Here is a 20,668-nt window from a genome sequence, read left to right as displayed (position 1 = left end):
GGTCGAGCCATTTGAGCAGGCCCTTCCAGAGGAGGTCGTCGTACGCGACGCTCAGGGTGCCGTCGTGCAGGGTCACCTTCAGTACCGACCCGGGGCTGGGGGTGGGGCGGCTCCGTCCCAGGGCCCCGCTCGTCGAACGCGGGAGGGGCTGGGATGTGCCGACCCGGGGCTGAGGGTCGGGCAGCTCCGACCCAGGGCTCCCTCGTCGAACGCCGGAGGTTCCTCCCGCCCCTGGGCTCCGCACCTCGAACAGACGGGGCTCAGGGGGGCGCCTCGCCCCGGGGCCCGCGTCTCAAACGGCGGTGGCTGGAGTGGGGCGCCTCGCCCTGGCTCCCCGCTCCTCGCTCCTCGCTCCTCGCACGCCAGAAGGATCGGGCCCCGGGGCGTCTCCGTCCCGGGGCCCGATCCTCATGCTTACGGGCCTGGTGTGGAGGTGCGGGCGGCCCGGGGAGTTCCCCATAGGGGGTTAGGCGCGGACCTTGGTGAGGACCTCTTCTCGGATTCGGGCCGCTGTCTCGGGGGTGCGGGCTTCTACGTTCAGGCGGAGGAGGGGCTCGGTGTTGGAGGGGCGGAGGTTGAACCACCAGTCGGTGCTGGTGACCGTCAGGCCGTCCAGCTCGTCCAGGTCGATGCCCTCGTCCTTGCGGCCCTCGTACGCCGCCTTGACGGCCTCCATGCGGCCCGTCTGGTCGGCGACGGTGCTGTTGATCTCGCCGGAGGCGGCGTAGCGGTCGTACTGCTCCACGAGCTGCGAGAGGGGTTCCTGGCCGCCGCCCAGGGCGGCCAGGACGTGGAGGGCGGCGAGCATGCCGGTGTCCGCGTTCCAGAAGTCGCGGAAGTAGTAGTGGGCGGAGTGCTCGCCGCCGAAGATGGCGCCGGTGCGGGCCATCTCGGCCTTGATGAAGGAGTGGCCGACGCGGGTGCGGACGGGGGTGCCGCCGTTCTCCTTGACGACCTCGGGGACGGACCAGGAGGTGATGCAGTTGTGGATGATCGTCCCGCCCGGGTGCTTGGCCAGTTCGCGGGCGGCGACCAGGGCGGTGATCGCGGAGGGGGCCACCGGTTCGCCGCGTTCGTCGACGACGAAGCAGCGGTCGGCGTCGCCGTCGAAGGCGATGCCGAGGTCGGCGCCGGTCTCGCGGACGCGGGCCTGGAGGTCGACGATGTTCTTGGGGTCGAGCGGGTTGGCCTCGTGGTTCGGGAAGGTGCCGTCCAGCTCGAAGTAGAGGGCGTCCAGCTCCAGGGGGAGCCCCTCGAAGACGGTGGGGACGGTGTGGCCGCCCATGCCGTTGCCCGCGTCCACGACGACCTTCAGCGGCCGGATGGCGGTGAGGTCCACGAGGGAGCGCAGGTGGGCGGCGTAGTCCACCAGGACGTCCTGCTGGGTGATGGTGCCGGGGTCGGCGGCCGGTTCGGGGGCGCCGGTGGACGCCCATCCCTCGACCAGGGCGCGGATGTCGGCCAGGCCGGTGTCCTGGCCGACGGGCGCGGCCCCCGCCCGGCACATCTTGATGCCGTTGTACTGGGCGGGGTTGTGGCTGGCCGTGAACATCGCGCCGGGCAGGTCGAGGCGGCCACTGGCGAAGTAGAGCTCGTCGGTCGAGCAGAGGCCGATCTCGGTCACGTTCACCCCGAGGGAGGCGGCCCCGCGGGCGAAGGCGCGCGACAGGCCCGGCGAGGAGGGGCGCATGTCATGGCCGACGACGATGGCGCCCGCGTCGGTCACCCGGGCGAAGGCGGCACCGAACAGCTCGGCGAGCGGTTCGTCCCACTGGTCCGGGACCACACCGCGAACGTCGTACGCCTTCACGATCTGCGACAAGTCGGGCACAGCCAACCCCTTCTCGATGTCATTCTTGGAGGTCTCTACGGATCACAAAACCTACCCTTCGGACCTGGGCGGCGACTGTGAGGCCCGTCGCGCGGCGCGCGGTCGGCACCCGCTTACGGCAGCATCCAGCCGAGCAGGAACGACGACTGCGCGACGACGATCAGGCACATCACCAGCAGCAGCCCCAGGCTCCACGGCAGCACCTTGCGCAACAGATCTCCCTCACGCCCCTTCAGACCCACCGCGGCGCACGCGATGGTGAGGTTCTGGGGGGAGATCATCTTGCCGAGGACGCCGCCCGAGCTGTTGGCCGCGGCGAGCAGGTCCGGGGAGAGCCCGGATTCGCGGGCGGCGGTGACCTGGAGGGCGCCGAAGAGGGCGTTGGCGGAGGTGTCCGAACCGGAGACCGCGACGCCGAACCAGCCGAGCACCGGGGAGAGGAAGGCGAGTCCGGCCCCGGCCGCGGCCACGAAGTGGCCGATGGTGGCGGCCTGTCCGGAGAGGTTCATGACGTACGCGAGGGCGAGCACCGAGGTGACCGTGAGGATCGCGTGCCGCAACTCCCGTACGGTGGCCGCCCACTCCCCCAGGGCGTCGCGCGCGGCGACCCGCAGGACGGCGGCGGTGGCGATGCCCGCGAGCAGGACGAGGGTGCCGCCGGTGGCGACCAGGGGCAGCGCGAAGAGGTTGCCCCCGACCGGCTTCCCGCCGGGGGCGGCGACGTCCAGGAACGGCCAGTCGACGGTGCGGGTGGCCTTGGCCAACAGGTCCTTGACCGGGCCGATCTGGGCGATGGAGAAGATCGCGACGATGAGCGCGTACGGGGCGTAGGCGCGCAGCACCTCGGGGCGCGGGTCCTCGTGATCCAGGTCGTCGCTGCGCGCACCGGTGAGGACGGCGGCGCGCACGGGCTCCTCGGCGGGCCGCCGGGCGGCCGGTACGGCGACGAGCGCGGCGGCGCCGATGAGCGCGGCGGCGATGTCGGCGAGCTGGACGGAGAGGTAGTTGGAGACGGTGAACTGGGCGACGGCGAAGGCGGTTCCGCAGGAGAGCGCCGGGGCCCAGGTCTCGCGCAGCCCGCGCCGCCCGTCGACCAGCACGACCAGCAGCAGGGGGACGACGAGGGCGAGCAGCGGGGTCTGCCGTCCGACGACGGAGGCGACGGAGTCCAGCGGCAGCCCGGTGACCTGAGCGAGCGTCACCACCGGGGTGGCCATGGCGCCGAAGGCGACGGGCGCGGTGTTGGCGACGAGCGCGACGACGGCGGCGCGCACCGGGTCGAAGCCGAGCGCCACGAGCATGACCGCGCAGATGGCCACCGGGGCGCCGAATCCGGCGAGGGCCTCCAGCAGCGCGCCGAAGCAGAACGCGATGACGAGGGCCTGGATGCGGGGGTCGTCGGAGAGCCTCCCGAACGAGCGCCGCAGGACGTCGAAATGGGCGGTGCGGACCGTCATCCGGTACACCCACAGGGCGTTGATGACGATCCACAGGATGGGGAAGAGGCCGAAGAGCGCGCCCTGTGCGGCGCTGGAGAGGGTCTGGCCGATGGGCATCCCGTACGGGAGCCAGGCGACGAGGACGGCGACGGCGAGGCCGATGGGCCCCGCGTAGTGGGCGCGCATCCGCACCCCGCCGAGCAGGGCGAGGACGGTCAGGAGGGGGAGGGTGGCGACGAGGGCGGAGAGGGACAGCGAATCGGCGACGGGCTCCAGCTGCTGCACGAACACACGGGCCTCCCGGTGTTGGGGGACGGCATTCGGGACCGAATTCCCGGAAGTCCACATCCGTGATGCGGAATTGGAGGACTCAGGGTCCAGGAATGGTCATGTCCGTGATGAGTTCGCGTCAATGCCCTGGAGGGAAGTGATCGACTGATGCCGGAAATTGTCCGCACTCGACTGTCGGGGGACGCGGCTTGCGGGCGCGACTTGCGGGGGTGCGACTGTCGGAGTGTCAGGACTCCGGTGAGCGCAGGACGCGCAGATGGCCGCGCCGGGCGACCTCGCGGGGGTCGACCTCCCGGCCGCTCTGCCCGCCCCCGGCCGCGGAACCGGATGATCCGGGTCCGCCCGCTGCCCCGGCCGCGCGCTCCTGCGGGCGGGCCGCCTCGCGCACCGCGTTGGCCAGGGCTTCGAGATCGTCGCTGCTCGGCCGGGCCGGACCGGTGTCCATGGCCAGCCGGACGACCTCCCAGCCACGCGGGGCGGTCAGCCGCTCCGAGTGCTCCGAACACAGGTCGTAGCAGTGCGGCTCGGCGTAGGTGGCCAGCGGTCCGAGAACCGCGGTCGAGTCCGCGTAGACGTACGTCAGCGTCGCGACGGCGGGGCGGCCGCAGGCGGTGCGCGAACAGCGACGTACAGGGCTCACGACGTTGGACGGTACCGCACTCTTGAGCGGGCCGCGACGACTCTCCACCAGCTCACTCCGCCGTGTCGTCCCGGTTCGCCCCGTGTACCCGATACGTGCACTTCCCGGCTGACCAGCGCGGACATCGGGTCGGCCGAGAGCCGCCGAGGACGATTCCGGTCATCAGTCGAACCGGGAGAGGGCATCCTGAGATACGGAAGTGATCCAAGAGAAGCCTGTTAATGGACGCAAGCATGGCCGAAATGTTCATTACGTGACATTGGACATGGCTGTCCAGTAAGCGCGTGCCGGAGGCGGGGCGACGGCTACTCTCGTGAGTGATGACCAGGCCCGTACCGTCCGACCAGCCCGAGCCGCGCCCCCGCCGGCGCGACCGGCACGGCCGGGGTATGCGCGGTCCGATCGCGCCGCCCCAGGTTCCGCTGTCGGTCAGCCGCGCCGAGTCCTTCGTCGACCTCGTGCAGGACTCGGCGGAGCGGCTGGAGAGACGGTGGCCCCAGCTGTCGGGAGTCGACTTCACGGTGCTGGAGGTGCCGGTCACCGGGGTCGGCGGGGGGTCCGACGGGCCGTCCGCGCATGGCCTCGACGGACATCCGGCACCCGGCACCGGCTTCACCGACGGATGGGACGGCGAGTCCGTACCGCTCGGGCGCTTCATCGCGGCACGCGGCGATACGCCCGACCGGATCGTGATCTACCGGCGCCCGGTGGAGATCCGTACGAAGAACCGGGACGAGCGCGCCCTGCTGGTGCACGAGGTCGTGGTCGAGCAGGTGGCGGAGCTGCTGGGGCTGGAACCGGAGTCGGTCGATCCGCGGTACGGGCAGGAGTAGGGCGGGATGTAGGACGGGGGCCGGGCCCCCGCCCCACCAAGATCCCTGGTGAAATCCCTAGCGGTTCAGGACCGAGAGATCCTGCGTCGCCTGCGGGACCTCCACCGTCCCCCGGTCGTCCGGGAGCGACTGGATCGTGAAGGCCGGGACATCGCCCTGCGCGACGGACAGCATGCGCGAGGCGTGCACCGGGCCGCCCGAGAGGCGTTCCACCGTCACGGCGTACTGGCCCTTGGCGCCGGACGGCCTCGGCGGGGCGACGGCCTTCGTCGTACCCCCCTTGACCGTGTAGGTCTCACTGGCCGACGTGCCGCCGCCGGTGCCCGCCGAGGCGGTGACGCGGACCTTCGCGGTGGAGCCCGGGGCGACCAGGGAGAGGATGGTGCCCTTGGTGCGGTTGTCGGCGGCGGTGGCGGAGCGCTCGATGGCGCCGGTGGCGGGGATGAACGCCGTCTCCTGGTCGCCTCCCTTGCCCCGGGTGACCTGAAGCCCGGCGACCACCGGGGTGGCCGGGCCCTCCCCGCCCTCGGGGGTGAGCAGCAGGGAGCCCGGTTCGCCCTTGGTGACGTCGCCGAGGTCGATCACCGTGCTCATCCCGCTCTTGACGTGCAGGGACTCATGTCCGGCCGGGGTGATCGAGCTGGTGGGTCCGGCGAGCCGCACCTTGAGGTCGGCGTCGTTCGCGCCGGGCGCGAAGACCACCAGGCGCGCCGAGGTGGCGTCGGCCGGTATGCCGGGGATCGCGACGCTCGTGGCGGGCACGGCGGAGGCCGGAATCCAGTCGCCGCCGCGCTTCTCGTCGGCTGCCTGCACGGCGGCGCCGATCCGTCCACTGCGGGCCGTCACATGGAGGGAGACATTGGTGGCCCGCTGGTCGGTGAGGGTGGAGAGCAGCACCGGCACGGTGGACCGGCCCGGGACCGTGATCGACTCGTCGCTCGTGGGCTTGAGCTTGCCGTTCGGGCCGTACATCGTCAGGTCCACCTCGGCCGCCCGGTCGTCCGGGTTGGTCAGATGGACGAAGTCCTGCCGGTCCTCGCTAGTGGACGCGCCGGGGAACCAGAAGTCGGTGTCCGGGGCGGTGCACGCGGTGCCCATGAGGCCGCGCCCGCTGCCCGCGTCGATCTCGGTGGTCTGCTGGACCGTCCAGCCGGGCGCGAGCGGGCCGTCGGCGGTGCCGATGAGCGCGGGGGCGCCCGAGCGGTCGGTGTCGGTGGTGACCGGCGTACCGGGGCGCTTGAGGGGCAGGACGGGCTGGTCCTTGCCCTTGCCGCCCGTGCCGCTCTTGCCGCCGTCTTCCTCCGACACCGAGTCAGGGGCGCTTTCGGCGGGCACCAGTTCGGCCGTGCCGCTCCCGCCGCCCGCGCCGCCGCCGGTCCGCTTCGGGGTGTACGCGGTGTACGTCGTACGGCTCACGTCGGAGGAGCTGGGCGACGGACACAGCAGCGTGGAGCGCTGGACGGGCAGCCGGTTGGCGGCCTTGGCCGCCGTGCCCGCGTCGTCCGGCGAGCCGCCGGTGAGGGACGCCACGCCGGTGACGGCGGCCAGTGCCGTGGCCGCGCCGATCAGGGACAGGGTGGTGCGGTTCATCGCTGCTGATCGCTCCCGTCGCGGCGGTCCTCGGGGGCGCCGCCGCCGTACGTCGTGTCGCCCTGGGCGGGGTACGTGCCGTCGGGGTAGGGCTGCTGCTGGTCGTAGCCGTACGGATCGGGGTACTGACCGGCGGCGTACGGGTCGGCCGCGTACGGGTCGGCCGCGTACGGATCGGCGTACTGACCGCCCGCGTACGGGTCCGCCGGGTACGGGGCGTCCTGGTACGGGGCGCCCTGGTACTGCCCCTGCTGCGGGTACGGATAGCCGCCCGGGTACTGGTCGGCCGGGTACTGGCCGTATCCGGCGTCGGCGTACGGCTGTTGCGCGTCCCACTGCCCGTACTGCTGCTGCTGTTGTTGCTGCGGCTGCGGCTGCTCCGGCGGTACGTACGGCTCCGGGATGAACACCGGCGGCTCGGCGGGCGGTGCGGGCGGCGGGGGCACCTCGGCTTCCGCACCAATGTCCATGCCGCCGTCCGTGCCGCCGTCCGGCGGCGCCTCCCCGGTCTGCGCCTGCGCCGCCTCCGCGGCGGCCCGCAGCCGCCGCGCCCGGCGGCCGTCGCCCGCCAGGTCCTCGGCGGTGATGGCGGTGGCGGCGGCCGCGCCCTCCGCGTCCGGCATGTCGTCGTCCACCCTGCGGCGGCGGCCCGGCAGGGCGAGCACCAGCAGGACGACCGCGAGGAAGCCCTGCGCCCAGATCCACGCGGTGTGCGCGATCGGGGTGTCGTAGGTGAGGTCGAGACGCCCGCCGTTCGCGGGGAGTTCGAAGCCCTGCGCCCAGCCGTCGAGCGTCTTCGCCGTCAGCGGCTTGCCGTCGAGCGTGGCCGACCAGTCGGCGGTGGCCCGGTCGGCGAGCCGCAGCACGCGCCCGTCCGCACCGTCCGGGATGGTCGTGTGCGCCTCGACGGGACCGGCCGCCACGGGCACCGGCGCGGCCGACGAGCCCGCCGAGCCGGAACCGGAACCGGAGCCGGGCGGGACGATGGAGACCCGCGCGACCCGCTGGTCGAGCCGCCACAGGGTGCCGGCGCGGTCCTTGCTGAGCTGGGTGAGGCCGGGCGTCGCGTTCAGCACACGCGTCATGTCGTGCGGGGCGCCCTGCTGTGCGTACACATAGCGCACCGCGTAGGCGCCCAGCCGGGTGGTCTGGTCGGCGCCGGAGCCCGCGACCAGATGGGCCACGACGTCGTCGAGGCGGGTGTCGGCGCCGCCCGCCGCGGCGAGCTCACCATCGCCGAGCCGGGCGCCGGCGCCGCGCACCAGGGCGTAGTCGGTGCGGGCGTCGCTGCCGGTGAGCACCAGGGTGCGGGCCTGGTCCTTGGTGGCGCTCTCGGCCGCCACGAAGGCCGGGACCTGGGAGGGTTCGCGCCGCGACACCGGGCCGTCCGCGCCGCTGACCATCCAGCTGACCGCGGCGTACAGCGGGGCGGCGGCCGAGGCGAGGGCGATGATCAGCGCGACCGGCTGGCGCCAGCCGAAGCTCTGCGCCGCCACGCGCTCCCGGGCGCCCTCGGCGCCGACCAGGGCGGCGGTCAGCAGTGCCAGGCCGTAGACCAGGGTCGCGGGACCGGCCCAGGCGGAGCCGTTGCTGATCGCCGCGAAGAGGAACCCGGCGAGGGCCGCGACCCATGCCGTACGCACCGTCAACTGCCGTTCGCCGCGCATCAGGGCGGCGAGCGCGGCCAGTACGAAGCCGATCAGCAGCAGCGTGCCGGCGCCCTTGGGGCCGCCGGGGCTGAGCGCGAGCAGGTCCAGGGCGGACGCGGAGCCGCCGCCGCTGTCGAGCCCGGCCTCCTTCAGGAAGCGGACCGGGTCGGTGAGCAGATCGACCGACCAGGGGGCGAGCACGAGGAGCGGGGTGAGGACGACGGCCAGGAAGCGCAGCCCGTACGCCACGAGCGGTTCGCCCTGGCGGGACCGCAGGACGAGCACCCCGGCGGACAGCAGGAGCGCGATCGGCCAGACGACCGGCGTGAAGGCCATGGTGAACGTCAGCAGCAGGGCGTACGCCCACGCCGCGCGCCAGCTCGGCAGCCTGCCCTTCGTACCGCCCGCCCGGAACCCGCCCGCGGCCGCCGCCGCGCGCGCCATCAGCGGCAGCAGGACGGCCAGTACGGCGGTGCCCAGGCGCCCGCCCGCGAGCGCCCCGGTCGCGGCCGGGAGGAAGGCGTACGCGACGCTCCCCCAGGCGCGCAGCAGCCGGGACTCGACGAGCGGCCGGGAGGCGAAGTACGCGATGAACCCGGCCAGCGGCACCGAGCAGACCAGCAGCAGGGTCAGGGTGAATCCGGTGCTGCCCAGGAAGACCGTGGCCAGCGCCGCGAGGGCGGCGAGATACGGCGGCGCGCTCTGGGTGCCGCCGGTGCCGACCGGGTGCCAGCCGTCGACGTAGGTCGCCCACAGGTCGGACACGTTCGCGGGGGCGGGCAGCAGATCGCCGCCCGCGAGCGCGCCGGTTCCCAGCAGCTCACGGCAGGCGACCAGCGAGACCACCAGCAGCACGACGAACAGCATCGGGCCCGGTTTGCGCGCGATCCGCTTGATCCGCGCGAACTGCTCGATCTGCAGGAAGTCGGCGTCGTCGTCGGACGGCCCGGACTCGACGGCACCGTGACGGCCGCCCGAGGACAGCTCGGGCTCCGACCGCCCGCCGAAGTTGCTGGCGATCTGCTCGGCCGTCGCCCGCACCGTCGCGCCAGAGGGCGGGAAGAGCGGCCGCAGCTCGCTCGCCTCGGTCGCCGGGCGGCCGCGCCGTTTGCGCGCGGCGCTGATCTTCCCGGGCCGCAGCAGCGTGCCCGACAGGCCCGTGACCTCGTCCAGCGCCTGGCCGGGCACCTTGCCCACCAGATAGGCGAGGGTGCGCAGCAGGGTGCCGAGGACGACCCGCAGCATCACATAGAGCAGCAGCGCGCCCCGGGTGTTGACCATCAGGGTGTAGACGGCACCGGCCTTGTCGACGCGGTGCGGGCTCGCCACGGAGCGGCCCACGCAGTCGATGGGGCGCCGCTCGCGCGCGGACGCCTCGGCGTGCCGCAGGGAGGCGTCCGGCGCGACCAGCACCTGGTGCCCGGCGGCGTGGGCGCGCCAGCACAGGTCGACGTCGTCCCGCATCAGCGGCAGCCGGGGGTCGAAGCCGCCCAGCTGCTCCCATACGTCGCGGCGCACCAGCATGCCCGCGCTGGAGACCGCCAGCACCGGCCGTACCTGGTCGTGCTGGCCCTGGTCCTGTTCGCGCCGCTCCAGACCGGTCCAGCGGCGGCCGCTGCGGGCGATGCTGACGCCCACTTCGAGCAGCTGCTTACGGTCGTACCAGCCGCGCAGCTTGGGGCCGATGATCGCGGCCTCGCGGTTGGCCAGCAGCTCGGCGTCGGCGACCCGCAGCAGCTCGTTGAGCGCGTCCGGGGCGGGCGCGCAGTCGTCGTGCAGCAGCCACAGCCACTGGATGGGCTCGCCGTGTGGCAGCTCCGGCATGTCGTAGGCGTCGTCGCGCCAGGTGCGGTTGACGGGGTCCCAGCCGCTGGGGCGCTTGAGGTACGGCAGCTCCTCGGGGCTCAGCACCGGGGCGCCGCGGACGGCCTCGGCGACGGCCGTGCCGAAGCCGCTGCGGCGCGCCAGGTGCAGGACCCGCTCCTCGCCGAGGGCTTCGGTCAGCAGCCGGGCCGACGCGTCGGCACTGCCGGTGTCGGCGGCGACGACGCTCTGCACGGGCCGCTCCTGGCCGAGCAGGCCGGACAGCGCGTCGGGCAGCCAGCGGGCGCCGTCATGCGCGACGAGCACGGCGGTGACGACATGGCGCGGAAACTCAGGTGCCGGTTGCGCGGCGGCGAATCCTGCGGAGGCGGCCGGGTGTGGGGCCGCCGGGTGGCTGTGCACGGACATCGAGGTACGGGCCCCGGTTCGCTGGACTGCGGTGGACGAGCCCGACCCAGGGGGACGTTGGCGCGCCTCGGACGGGTCCCCACACTAACGGCTGCCTACGACAGGCGGTCCGCCTCCCGTCGGCAGTGAACCGGGGACGGACCGCGTGCTCGGCTGTGAGCTGTATGGATGCAGTGCGGATGCGGTACGGATGCGCTGCTGATGCGGTCAGACCGCTGCCTTCTTCAGCCGACGGCGCTCCCGCTCGGAGAGGCCGCCCCAGATGCCGAAGCGCTCGTCGTTGGCGAGGGCGTACTCAAGGCATTCGGAACGGACCTCGCAGGCCAGACAGACCTTCTTCGCCTCGCGCGTGGACCCGCCCTTTTCCGGGAAGAACGATTCGGGATCGGTCTGGGCGCACAGTGCGCGCTCCTGCCAACCGAGCTCCTCGTCCGCCTCTTCGACCAGCAGTTGCTGGAACAACTCGGTCATGTGCGCCCCTCGTCTGTTTTTGCGTCCCCGGTGCCGTCCCCGTGCCCTGGTGCCGTGGGTCAAACCGGCAGAACGACACGTGTGAAATTACAAGTGCGCCGATCCGGGCCAGTCAAGCCGAGATCTGCTATTGGGCCTCTTATTCACTCTGCGGAACCAAGGCTGCGCGGAAAGTGTTCAAATCGGCCTAAACGCGACACGTTTCCCGTTCACCGTCCTCCGGCGCCTCCGGCTCCTCCTCTCACCTCACGGTGGAGGACGCCGTGAACGCCGTTTCCGTTGCATACGGGGACGAGTGCTGCGCCACCTCTCCGGCTAACGCGGGCACAAACCTTTCTGCCTCCACATCAACCGGATGAGGTGAACGTTTTCCGCCAAACCGGAGATCAAGTTGACAGGGCGGCGAGGACCCGCTGTCCTTGTCAGCATGTCAGTGACCCACGCGCCCCAGTCGACCCGTACCCACGGGTTCCGCTGCGCCGTGCAGGCTCGCTGTCGCTGTTCCAGCTGTTGATGCCCTTCTGAGCTCCAGCTTTCTCTTCGCGTTCATTCCGCGTCTCCCTGCGTCACCCCGCACAGCTCCGCTTCGCGCACCGCCGCACTTCCCGCCGAGGAACCCCCACATGAACAGCGACGTCCAGATCGCCGGTGACCCGCTCGCCATCCCGCATCTGCTGCCGCCCGCGCCCGCGCACCCCACCACCGTCTCCGGCTTCGCCGGACTGGCCCGCGACATCGCCGCCGACCGCGACAGCTGGGCGCCTCTCGTCCGGTACGACGCCACGACCCGCTGGTACCACCGGCTGTCCACCGGCCCCGGCTATGAGGTCTGGCTACTCAGCTGGGTGCCCGGCCAGAGCAGCGGAGCGCATGACCACGGGCGCTCCTCCGGCGTACTCACCGTGCTCCAGGGCGAGTTGACCGAGCGCGCGGGAGCGGACGGCAGCGCACGGCATACGCTGTGCGCCGGCGCACAGCGCGTCTTCGCGCCCGGATACGTGCACGACGTCGTCAACGACGCGCTCGAACCCGCCGTCAGCCTGCACATCTACTTCCCCGGCCTCACCGACATGCCGCCCCACCCCACCCCGGCCGCCGGTACGGCCGCCCCCGGCCCCCTCGACGTCCTGCGCTGAGCACGCCCCGCACGGTTCCGATGTCGTAGCCGACTGCGACACTGTCCTCCATGCGCATTGTGGTTCTGGCAGGCGGCATCGGCGGCGCCCGTTTCCTCCGTGGTCTGATGTCGGCGGTTCCCGACGCCGACATCACCGTCATCGGCAACACCGGCGATGACATCCACCTCTTCGGCCTGAAGGTCTGCCCCGACCTCGACACCGTGATGTACACCCTCGGCGGTGGCATCCACGAGGAGCAGGGCTGGGGCCGGGCCGGGGAGACCTTCGCCGTCAAGGAGGAGCTGGCGGCGTACGGCGTGGGGCCCGAGTGGTTCGGCCTCGGCGACCGGGACTTCGCCACGCACATCGTCCGTACGCAGATGATGAGCGCGGGCTATTCGCTCAGCGCCGTCACCGAGGCGCTGTGCGCGCGGTGGCAGCCGGGGGTGCGGCTGCTGCCGATGACGGACGACCGCGTCGAGACGCATGTCCTGATCGATGCCCCTGAAGGCGAGGGCCGCAAGGCGATCCACTTCCAGGAGTACTGGGTCCGGATGCGTGCCTCCGTGCCCGCCCATGCCGTGGTCCCCGTCGGCGCCGACCAGGCCAAGCCCGCGCCCGGCGTCCTGGAGGCCATCGCCGACTCCGACGTCGTCCTGTTCCCGCCGTCCAACCCCGTCGTCAGCGTCGGCACCATCCTGGCCATCCCCGGAATGCGCGAGGCCATCGCCGAGGCCGGGGTGCCCGTCGTCGGCCTCTCCCCCATCGTCGGCGACGCGCCCGTGCGCGGCATGGCCGACAAGGTGCTCGCCGCCGTCGGCGTCGAGTCCACCGCCGCCGCCGTCGCCAAGCACTACGGCTCCGGGCTGCTCGACGGCTGGCTCGTGGACACCGTCGACGCCGGGGTGGTCGACGAGGTCGAGGCGGCCGGAATCCGCTGCCGGGCCATCCCGCTGATGATGAGCGACACCCAGGCCACAGCGCGCATGGCCACCGAGGCGCTGGCGCTGGCCGAGGAGGTCCGGGCATGAGCCCATCGCCCGCGCAGGGCATCTCCTCGTACCAGGTCTGGGCCCTCCCCGGCATCCCCGAGGTGCGGCCCGGTGACGACCTCGCCAAGCTCATCGCCGACGCCGCGACCGCCGGTGGCCTGCCGGGGCTCGCGCACGGCGACGTCCTGCTCGTCACCTCGAAGATCGTCAGCAAGGCGGAGGGGCGCGTCGTCGCGGGCGACGACCGCGAGGCCGCCATAGACGCCGAGACCGTACGGGTCGTCGCCCGGCGCGGGCGCACCCGGATCGTCGAAACCCGGCAGGGCCTGGTCATGGCCGCCGCCGGAGTCGACGCCTCCAACACCCCCACCGGCACCATCCTGTTGCTCCCCGAGGACCCCGACGCCTCCGCCCGGGCCATCCGGACCGGGCTGCGGGACGCGCTCGGCGTCGACGTCGGCGTCATCGTCACCGACACCTTCGGGCGGCCCTGGCGCAACGGGGTCACCGACGTCGCCATCGGCGCGGCCGGGGTACGCGTCCTGGACGACCTGCGCGGCGGCACCGACGCGCACGGCAACGCGCTGAGCGCCACCGTCGTCGCCACCGCCGACGAGCTGGCCGCCGCCGGGGAGCTGGTCAAGGGCAAGGCGGACGGGCTGCCGGTGGCGGTGGCGCGGGGGCTGCCGCATGTGGTGTCCCTGAACGCGGACAAACCCGGCGCGGACAAATCCGGCGCGGACGAGCCCGGGGATGAGTCCGGCGCGGATGCGCCCGACGCGGGGGCGCGGCCGCTGCTGCGCGGCGCCGCCGACGACATGTTCCGGCTGGGCACCTCGGAGGCCGTCCGGGAAGCGGTCACCCTGCGCCGTACGGTCCGCGAGTTCACCGACGAGCCGGTGGACGGCGCGGCGGTGCGGCGCGCCGTGGCCGCCGCCGTCACCGCGCCCGCGCCGCACCACACGACGCCGTGGCGGTTCGTGCTGCTGGAGTCGGAGGAGTCGCGGATGCGGCTGCTCGACTCCATGCGGGACGCGTGGATCGCGGACCTGCGGGGCGACGGCTTCTCGGAGGAGTCCGTCGCCAAGCGGGTGCGCCGGGGTGACGTGCTGCGCAAGGCGCCGTATCTGGTGGTGCCGTGCCTGGTCGCGGACGGCGCCCATACGTACCCGGACGCGCGGCGGAACGCGGCGGAGCGGGAGATGTTCGTGGTCGCGGCCGGAGCCGGGGTGCAGAACCTGCTGGTCGCGCTGGCGGGCGAGCGGCTGGGATCGGCGTGGGTGTCGTCGACGATGTTCTGCCGACCGGTGGTGCGGGAGGTGCTGGACCTGCCGGAGGAGTGGGACCCGATGGGCGCGGTCGCCGTGGGCCACCCGGCCGTCGCGCCCGCGGCGCGGCCGGAGCGGGGCGTGGACGGGTTCGTGGCGGTGCGGTAGCGCTGCCACTGCGGGGTACGGGGTGCGGGTTGCGGTGGTGGGTTGCGGGTCGCGATTGCGGGTCTCGGTTGTGGGCCCGGGGCGCGCGGGGTGGGGGTGCGCGCCGGTGTGGGGGTTGTGCGGATGCGTTTGCGGAGTGCGGGTGCGTAGTGAGGGTTCGGCGGGCGGGGGCAGGAGCGCCCCCGCCCCCTCCCCGGCTTAGGCTGGCCGGGTGGTAGGACGTCGTGTGTGGGTGCCTTCCTGCGCGTACGACCTCGCGCGGAACCTCGGTGTGCTGCGGCGCGGGCCGGGAGATCCGGCGTTCCGTGTCGACGCGGACGGGGCGTTCTGGCGGGCCAGCCGGACCCCGGCCGGGCCCGGGACCGTACGCGTCGCGCGGGACGGCAAGGGCGTCGAGGCCCAGGCCTGGGGGCCGGGTGCCGAGTGGCTGCTCGACCGTCTCCCCGCGCTCCTCGGCGACGACGACGATCCGTCCGCGTTCACCCCGCGGCACCGGCTCGTCCACGAGGCGCACCGCCGGAACCCCGGGCTGCGGCTGATCCGGACCGGGCTGGTGCTGGAGTCGCTGATCCCCTCGATCCTGGAGCAGAAGGTCACCAGCGACGAGGCGTACCGGGCCTGGCGGTTGCTGCTGCAGCGCCACGGTGAGCCCGCGCCGGGGCCGGTGGAGCGCATGCGGGTGATGCCCGATCCGCGGACCTGGGCGCTGATCCCGTCGTGGGAGTGGCACCGGGCGGGGGTGGACGGCAAGCGCTCGGCGACGATCGTGCGGGCCGTGCGGGTCGCCCGGCGGCTGGAGGAGGCCGCGGCGATGGAGCTCGACGCCGCCTCACAGCGTCTGCGGCTCATCCCCGGCATCGGCCCCTGGACGGCGGCGGAGACCCTCCAGCGCAGCAACGGCACCCCGGACGCGATCACGGTCGGGGATCTGCATCTGCCCCGTATGGTCGGCTACGCGCTCACGGGTGAACGCGGTACGGACGACGCGGCGATGCTGGAACTCCTCGCGCCCTACGCCGGGCAGCGCCACCGGGCGGCCCGGCTGATCCTGCTGTCGGGCCGGGCGATGCCCCGGCGCGCCCCGCGCTTCGCGGTACGGGACTTCCGCGCGATGTAGCCGCGTTGGGCGACGGCGGGGAGGGGACGGGGTCGCACCCAACACCCACCGGAACCGCACCCCCCGCACGCCGTGCGAAGCGGCTACTGGTCGGAGGAGAACCGCACCGCGCCCGGCGGGATGTCCACGCCGCACCACACCCGTACCCCGTCGCGCAGTTCGTTGTCCGGGCCCACCAGGGCGCCGTCCCCGACGACCGCGCCCTGCAGCACTGTACGGGCGCCGACCCGCGCGCCCGCGCCGATCAGGGAGTCGCGTACCTCGGCGCCGTCCTCGACCACGGCGCCCTCCAGCACCGTGCTGCCGTCGATGCGCGCGCCCGCGCCCACCCGGGCCCGCGGTCCGATGACCGTGCCGCCGGTGAGCTTGGCGTCGCCCGCGACGGTGGCGGATTCCAGGACGAGGCGGTCGCCGCAGCGGCCCGGGACGGCCGGGGAGGGGGCGCGGCCGAGGACGAGGTCGGCGGAGCCGCGGACGAAGGCCTGCGGGGTGCCGAGGTCGAGCCAGTACGTGGAGTCGACCATGCCCTGGAGGTGGGCGCCCGCGGCGAGGAGGCCGGGGAAGGTCTCGCGTTCGACGGAGACGGGCCGGTCGGCGGGTATGGCGTCGATGACGGAGCGGTTGAAGACGTACGCGCCCGCGTTGATCTGGTCGGTGACGATCTCCTCGGGGGTCTGCGGCTTCTCCAGGAAGGCGGTGACCCGGCCCTGCTCGTCGGTGGGCACGAGACCGTAGGCGCGGGGGTCGTCGACCCGGGTGAGATGGAGGGAGACATCGGCGCCCGTCCGGCAGTGGGTGTCGACGAGGGCGCGGATGTCGAGGCCGGTGAGAATGTCGCCGTTGAAGATGAGCACCGGGTCGTCGGGGCCCGAGCGCAGCCGGGACGCGACGTTGCGGATGGCGCCGCCGGTGCCGAGCGGCTCCTCCTCCGTCACGTACTCCAGGTGGAGGCCGAGGGAGGAGCCGTCGCCGAAGTACGGTTCGAAGACCTCGGCGAGGTAGGAGGTGGCGAGCACGATGTGCTCGACCCCGGCGGCGCGGGCGCGGGCGAGTTGGTGGGTCAGGAAGGGAACGCCGGCCGCCGGGACCATCGGCTTGGGAGTGTGCACCGTCATGGGGCGCAACCGCGTTCCCTTGCCGCCGACCAGGAGGATCGCTTCTGGCGTTGCTGGCGCTTTGGTCACGTAGTTTCTGCTTCCTGCTGGGGCTCGCCGGTCGGCGGCCAGTGTATGCAGAAGCCCGGACCGCGCCTGGTCAGCGCCCCTGGAGCCGGGCAGCTGTGCTGCGTACGGAGCCGAGCTTGCTGTAGAGGCGCTCCCCGGGGCACTCGGTGGCGAAGCCGTCGCGGTGTCCGGAGATGACGCGCAGCCTCACATTGGCACCCTTTTCGTACCTGTTTCCGCCGCCGGACACCAGATGCGTGGTGCCGCGCGGATTCCGGCTGAAGAGGCCGAGTTTCCACGCGGTGAGCTTGGCGATGGCCTTGACGGCCTTGGCGGAGGGCTTCTTGGCGGTGTAGGTACCGAGGACGGCGACGCCCATGCTGTCCTGGTTGAACCCGAGGGTGTGCGCCCCGAGTACGGCTTTGGTGACACCCCCCGCGCGGCCTTCGTAGATGTTTCCGCACTTGTCGATGGTGAAGTTGTAGCCGTAGTCGCGCCAGCCCATGCTCTGGACGTGGTAGCGGTAGATACTGCGCAAAACGGAGGGCACTTGGGCGCAGCTGTAGCTGTTGCCCGTCACGGTGTGGTGGACGAAGGCGACTTTGACGGTCTTGCTGTAGACGTAGCCGCTCTCGCGGACCGTCTCGTCGGCGCCCCATCCGGCGCGGGTGATGATGCGCGGCCGGGGCGCGGTGTGGCGGGCGGCACCGGACTCGGCCTGACCGCCGGGGAGTTGGGTGGCCCCGGACGGACGCGGACGCGGGGACGGGGTCGCGGGCCGGGCGCCGGGTGACCGGCCGCCGCCAACCGGATGCGGGACGGCGGTCGGGCGCCGGACAGCGGTCGGATGCGGGCTGGCGGCGGGGTGCGGGTTCGCGGTGGGGTGCTGGTTCGCGGCCGGATGCGGGTTCGCGGCCGGATGCGGGCTGACCGGCTGTGCGGGGCTGGGGTGGGCCGGGGGCGGGGCGGGGGCTGCGCCGGGGTTGACGAGTTCGAGGCGCAGCCCGGCGGGGAGGGCGTCCGGAGCCGCACCGGCGGACCGGGCGGACCACACGCGGGCCTGCACGCCGTCGGAGTCACCGACCCACAGCGGGGCCGTGCCGCCGCGCGGGTGCCCCGCGCCCCCGTCGGAGGCGGCACCACCGGAGGCACCGGAGTCGAGGGCGGGGTCGGGGGCGGGGTCGGGGGCGTCGTCCTCATACGCCCGCAGGTCGCGCCAGGCGGACCACGCGCCGGTGGCGGCGGCCCGGGTGCGCACCTGGACGCGACCGCGGAGGTCGGCGGAGGCGTCGTTCCAGACGACACCGACGAGGGAGAAGGGGGGTACGTCGCGGGCGGCGAGCGCCCGGTCGCCGCCGGGGGCGGCCATGGCCCGGTCGGAACCGGCGGGTGGGAGCAGGGGGAACGACCGGGTGCTGCCGACGAGGCCAGTACGGTCGGCCCGGGCATGTGCGGTACCCAGGGCGGACGGGAGGGCGAGGGCGGCGGTGCACACGATGCCGACCGAGGACGCAAGGAATCCACGCATGATGAAAATCCTGTGCATATCGTGACACAAGTGTCTATTCGGACGCGCGGTGAGGGGCCGACTGGAACAGTCGGCCACCCCCCGGCGCGGCGTGTCGGGCGCGTACCCTTGCGCGGATGAACGCCACCGATCGCACCCCTGCCGACCTGCTGCGATCCGCGCTCGCCGCGGACCCCGCCCGTCCCCTCGTGACCTTCTACGACGACGCGACGGGCGAGCGCGTCGAACTCTCCGTGGCCACGTTCGCCAATTGGGTGGCGAAGACCGCCAATCTGCTGCAGGACGATCTGGCCGTGGCCCCCGGTGACCGGGTCGCGCTGCTGCTGCCCGCCCACTGGCAGACCGCGGTGTGGCTGCTGGCCTGTTCGTCGGTCGGGGTCCTCGCGGACGTCGGCGGCGATCCGGCCGCGGCCGATGTGGTGGTGAGCGGACCCGACACCCTGGAGAAGGCGCGCGCGTGCTCCGGGGAGCGGATGGCGCTCGCCCTGCGCCCCCTGGGCGGCCGGTTCCCGCAGCCGCCGCAGGGGTTCGCCGACTACGCGGTGGAGGTGCCGAGCCAGGGCGACCGCTTCGCGCCGTACGCCCCGGTGGACCCGGCCGCGCCCGCGCTGGCGGTCGCCGGAGTGGAGCTGACCGGCGCGGAGCTGGTGGAGCGGGCGCGCGCGGACGCGGCCGGGCACGGGCTCGCACCGGGCTCCCGGCTGCTGTCGGGGCTCCCGTACGACGGCTGGGAAGGGCTGTCGTACGGGCTGTACGCGCCGCTGGCGGCGGGCGGCTCGGTGGTGCTGTGCCGCCATCTGGACCAGTTGGACGAGAAGGGGCTCGCGGAGCGCAGGGAGAGCGAGCGCGTCACCGTGTAGCGGCCCTTCGTCCTCCCGAAGCCCGCAGCCCGGCGGACCGTCTGACCCGTCCGGCGGACTGCCGGGCCGAGCCCGCGCGCCCCGGCGTGCACCCCGCGCGATGATCGACGGATACGTACAACCATGTGCGGGGTTCGCATGTCTGTCCTAATGATCGGCCCAGCACGCGATACCGCTCCCGTCCGCTGCCGGGCGGGAGACGGGGCGGGAGGACGCGGACGTGACGACTGACGGCCAAGAGCCGGCGCCTGCGCCGGGGCGAAGACGCCGCTGGCCGCGCGTGGTCGCGCTGGGCGCGACCCTGCTGGTGCTGTCGGTCGCCGGGACGGGGTGGTGGTTCTACGAACGCCTCGACCGCAACATCCGCACCGACACCCGGACCGCGGACGAGCTGAGGAAGTACGAGGCCGAGCGGCCGGTGTCGGTGGTGCGCGACGCGCAGAACATCCTGGTGATCGGCTCCGACAACCGGGGCGGCAAGGGAAACGGCAAGTACGGCAAGGACACCGGCACCCAGCGCTCGGACACCACGATCCTGCTGCACCTCCAGGCCGGGAGCAAGAGCGCGACCGCCGTCTCCATCCCGCGCGACCTGATGGTGGACGTCCCGGACTGCGACCGGCCGAACGGCGGCGGCCGGCTGGCGGCCCGGTTCGCCCAGTTCAACTGGGCGTTCGAGTTCGGCGGCGCGGCCTGCACGATCCGTACCGTGGAAAAGCTCACCGGCATCCGGGTGGACCACCATGTGATCGTGGACTTCAGCGGCTTCAAGAAGCTGGTGAACGCGGTCGGGGGCGTGGAGGTGTGCCTCACGGAGCCGGTCGACGACGACGACGCGCATCTGCGGCTGCCCTCGGGCCGTCAGGTTCTGCACGGGGAGAAGGCGCTGGGCTATGTCCGCGCCCGCTACTCCATCGGTAACGGCAGCGATACGGAGCGCATCGCCCGGCAGCAGGAGTTCCTCAGCTCCCTTGTGAAGAAAGTGCAGAGCAATGGTGTGCTGCTCAATCCGGCGAAGCTGTATCCCGTGCTCAGCGCGGCGACCTCCGCGCTGACCACGGACCCGGGTCTGGACACCCTCAAGGACCTGTACGGGCTGGTGCGCGGGGTACGGGACATCCCACGCGACAAGATCCGTTTCCTGACGATTCCGCGACAGCCGTATACGTACAACAAGAACCGTGATGAACTCGTCCAGCCCGACGCCGACCGGTTGTTCAAGCAACTCCGCCTGGACCGCCCGGTGTCGGTGACGCGAGCCGTCACGGCCGCCCACGGCGAGGACCCCAAGGGCGCGGACCGCACTCCGTACCAAGGAACCACCGCGGCACGTGACATCTGCGAGTAAAGGCAGTCATGGGGAAGCGCCTGGACTCGTGAAGAATCTCGAAAGGATTGGGCAGATTGCCCAGTTGTAGGGAAGTGGAATTTGTCACCGGCGTCGCTTGACGCCGATCCGGGCGGATAGTGTGAGCGAT

General features: G+C 72.9%; 15 protein-coding genes. 7 read left to right on the top strand and 8 right to left on the bottom strand.

The features are described from left to right. Positions 1–466: 466 nt before the first annotated feature. The 3 genes from ABZ370_RS04030 to ABZ370_RS04020 all read right to left on the bottom strand — a co-directional run bounded on the left by ABZ370_RS04030 (position 467) and on the right by ABZ370_RS04020 (position 4,249). A complete protein-coding gene (locus ABZ370_RS04030) occupies positions 467–1,831 on the bottom strand; it encodes a phosphomannomutase/phosphoglucomutase (RefSeq protein ID WP_358615960.1) in 1,365 nt (454 codons plus the stop codon). 113 nt (positions 1,832–1,944) lie between these two features. Further along, positions 1,945–3,561, bottom strand: a complete 1,617-nt coding sequence (locus ABZ370_RS04025; RefSeq protein ID WP_358615957.1) for an L-lactate permease — start codon at positions 3,559–3,561, stop codon at positions 1,945–1,947. Positions 3,562–3,787: 226 nt separating this feature from the next. Next, positions 3,788–4,249, bottom strand: coding sequence for a DUF3499 domain-containing protein (locus ABZ370_RS04020; RefSeq protein WP_358615955.1), 462 nt, complete (start codon positions 4,247–4,249; stop codon positions 3,788–3,790). 341 nt (positions 4,250–4,590) lie between these two features. On the opposite strand from ABZ370_RS04020, the gene ABZ370_RS04015 reads away from it, so the two are divergent. Further along, on the top strand, positions 4,591–5,034 hold the full coding sequence (locus ABZ370_RS04015) for a metallopeptidase family protein (RefSeq protein WP_358616096.1): 444 nt from the start codon (positions 4,591–4,593) through the stop codon (positions 5,032–5,034). A gap of 57 nt (positions 5,035–5,091) precedes the next feature. Here the strand turns inward: ABZ370_RS04015 and ABZ370_RS04010 are convergent, their stop codons facing one another. From ABZ370_RS04010 to ABZ370_RS04000, 3 genes are all read right to left on the bottom strand, one after another. Continuing rightward, a complete protein-coding gene (locus ABZ370_RS04010) occupies positions 5,092–6,624 on the bottom strand; it encodes a DUF5719 family protein (RefSeq protein ID WP_358615952.1) in 1,533 nt (510 codons plus the stop codon). Beyond that, the gene (locus ABZ370_RS04005) at positions 6,621–10,505 is read right to left on the bottom strand and encodes a glycosyltransferase (RefSeq protein WP_358615949.1); all 3,885 of its coding nucleotides are present in this window, start codon (positions 10,503–10,505) and stop codon (positions 6,621–6,623) included. The genes ABZ370_RS04010 and ABZ370_RS04005 overlap by 4 nt, the downstream gene beginning before the upstream one ends. 207 nt (positions 10,506–10,712) lie before the next feature. Next, positions 10,713–10,976 (bottom strand): WhiB family transcriptional regulator, encoded by a 264-nt coding sequence (locus tag ABZ370_RS04000; protein WP_004952403.1) that lies wholly within the window; start codon positions 10,974–10,976, stop codon positions 10,713–10,715. A gap of 623 nt (positions 10,977–11,599) precedes the next feature. Between ABZ370_RS04000 and ABZ370_RS03995 the strand changes: the two genes are divergently transcribed. From ABZ370_RS03995 to ABZ370_RS03980, 4 genes are all read left to right on the top strand, one after another. Further along, positions 11,600–12,112, top strand: a complete 513-nt coding sequence (locus tag ABZ370_RS03995) for a cysteine dioxygenase family protein (RefSeq protein WP_358615941.1) — start codon at positions 11,600–11,602, stop codon at positions 12,110–12,112. A gap of 50 nt (positions 12,113–12,162) precedes the next feature. Beyond that, positions 12,163–13,125: a 2-phospho-L-lactate transferase gene (cofD, locus tag ABZ370_RS03990; protein ID WP_358615938.1), complete on the top strand. Its 963-nt coding sequence runs from the start codon at positions 12,163–12,165 to the stop codon at positions 13,123–13,125. Further along, positions 13,122–14,522, top strand: a complete 1,401-nt coding sequence (locus tag ABZ370_RS03985) for a coenzyme F420-0:L-glutamate ligase (RefSeq protein WP_358615935.1) — start codon at positions 13,122–13,124, stop codon at positions 14,520–14,522. The genes cofD and ABZ370_RS03985 overlap by 4 nt, the downstream gene beginning before the upstream one ends. 211 nt (positions 14,523–14,733) lie before the next feature. After that, complete coding sequence (locus tag ABZ370_RS03980) at positions 14,734–15,639, top strand: DNA-3-methyladenine glycosylase 2 family protein (RefSeq protein WP_358615933.1); 906 nt, start codon at positions 14,734–14,736, stop codon at positions 15,637–15,639. 83 nt (positions 15,640–15,722) lie between these two features. Here ABZ370_RS03980 and ABZ370_RS03975 read toward each other — a convergent pair whose 3' ends face one another. Both ABZ370_RS03975 and ABZ370_RS03970 read right to left on the bottom strand, forming a co-directional pair. Beyond that, positions 15,723–16,823 carry an NDP-sugar synthase gene (locus tag ABZ370_RS03975; protein WP_358615930.1) on the bottom strand — a complete coding sequence of 367 codons (1,101 nt, stop codon included), beginning with the start codon at positions 16,821–16,823 and terminating at the stop codon, positions 15,723–15,725. A gap of 70 nt (positions 16,824–16,893) precedes the next feature. Next, positions 16,894–18,330, bottom strand: a complete 1,437-nt coding sequence (locus ABZ370_RS03970; protein ID WP_358615928.1) for an N-acetylmuramoyl-L-alanine amidase — start codon at positions 18,328–18,330, stop codon at positions 16,894–16,896. A gap of 116 nt (positions 18,331–18,446) precedes the next feature. Between ABZ370_RS03970 and ABZ370_RS03965 the strand changes: the two genes are divergently transcribed. Together ABZ370_RS03965 and ABZ370_RS03960 are read left to right on the top strand one after the other, a co-directional pair. Continuing rightward, entirely contained in the window at positions 18,447–19,190 is a 744-nt protein-coding gene (locus ABZ370_RS03965) for a TIGR03089 family protein (RefSeq protein ID WP_358615925.1), read from the top strand. Positions 19,191–19,410: 220 nt separating this feature from the next. Beyond that, positions 19,411–20,538 carry an LCP family protein gene (locus ABZ370_RS03960; protein ID WP_358615923.1) on the top strand — a complete coding sequence of 376 codons (1,128 nt, stop codon included), beginning with the start codon at positions 19,411–19,413 and terminating at the stop codon, positions 20,536–20,538. The last annotated feature ends 130 nt before the right edge of the window (positions 20,539–20,668 follow it).

It is taken from the genome of Streptomyces sp. NPDC005962 (genome assembly GCF_040629205.1).
GTDB lineage: Bacteria > Actinomycetota > Actinomycetes > Streptomycetales > Streptomycetaceae > Streptomyces.
The sequence above is the reverse complement of the archived record's forward strand: the minus strand, read 5'-3'. Positions and strand labels throughout refer to the sequence as shown.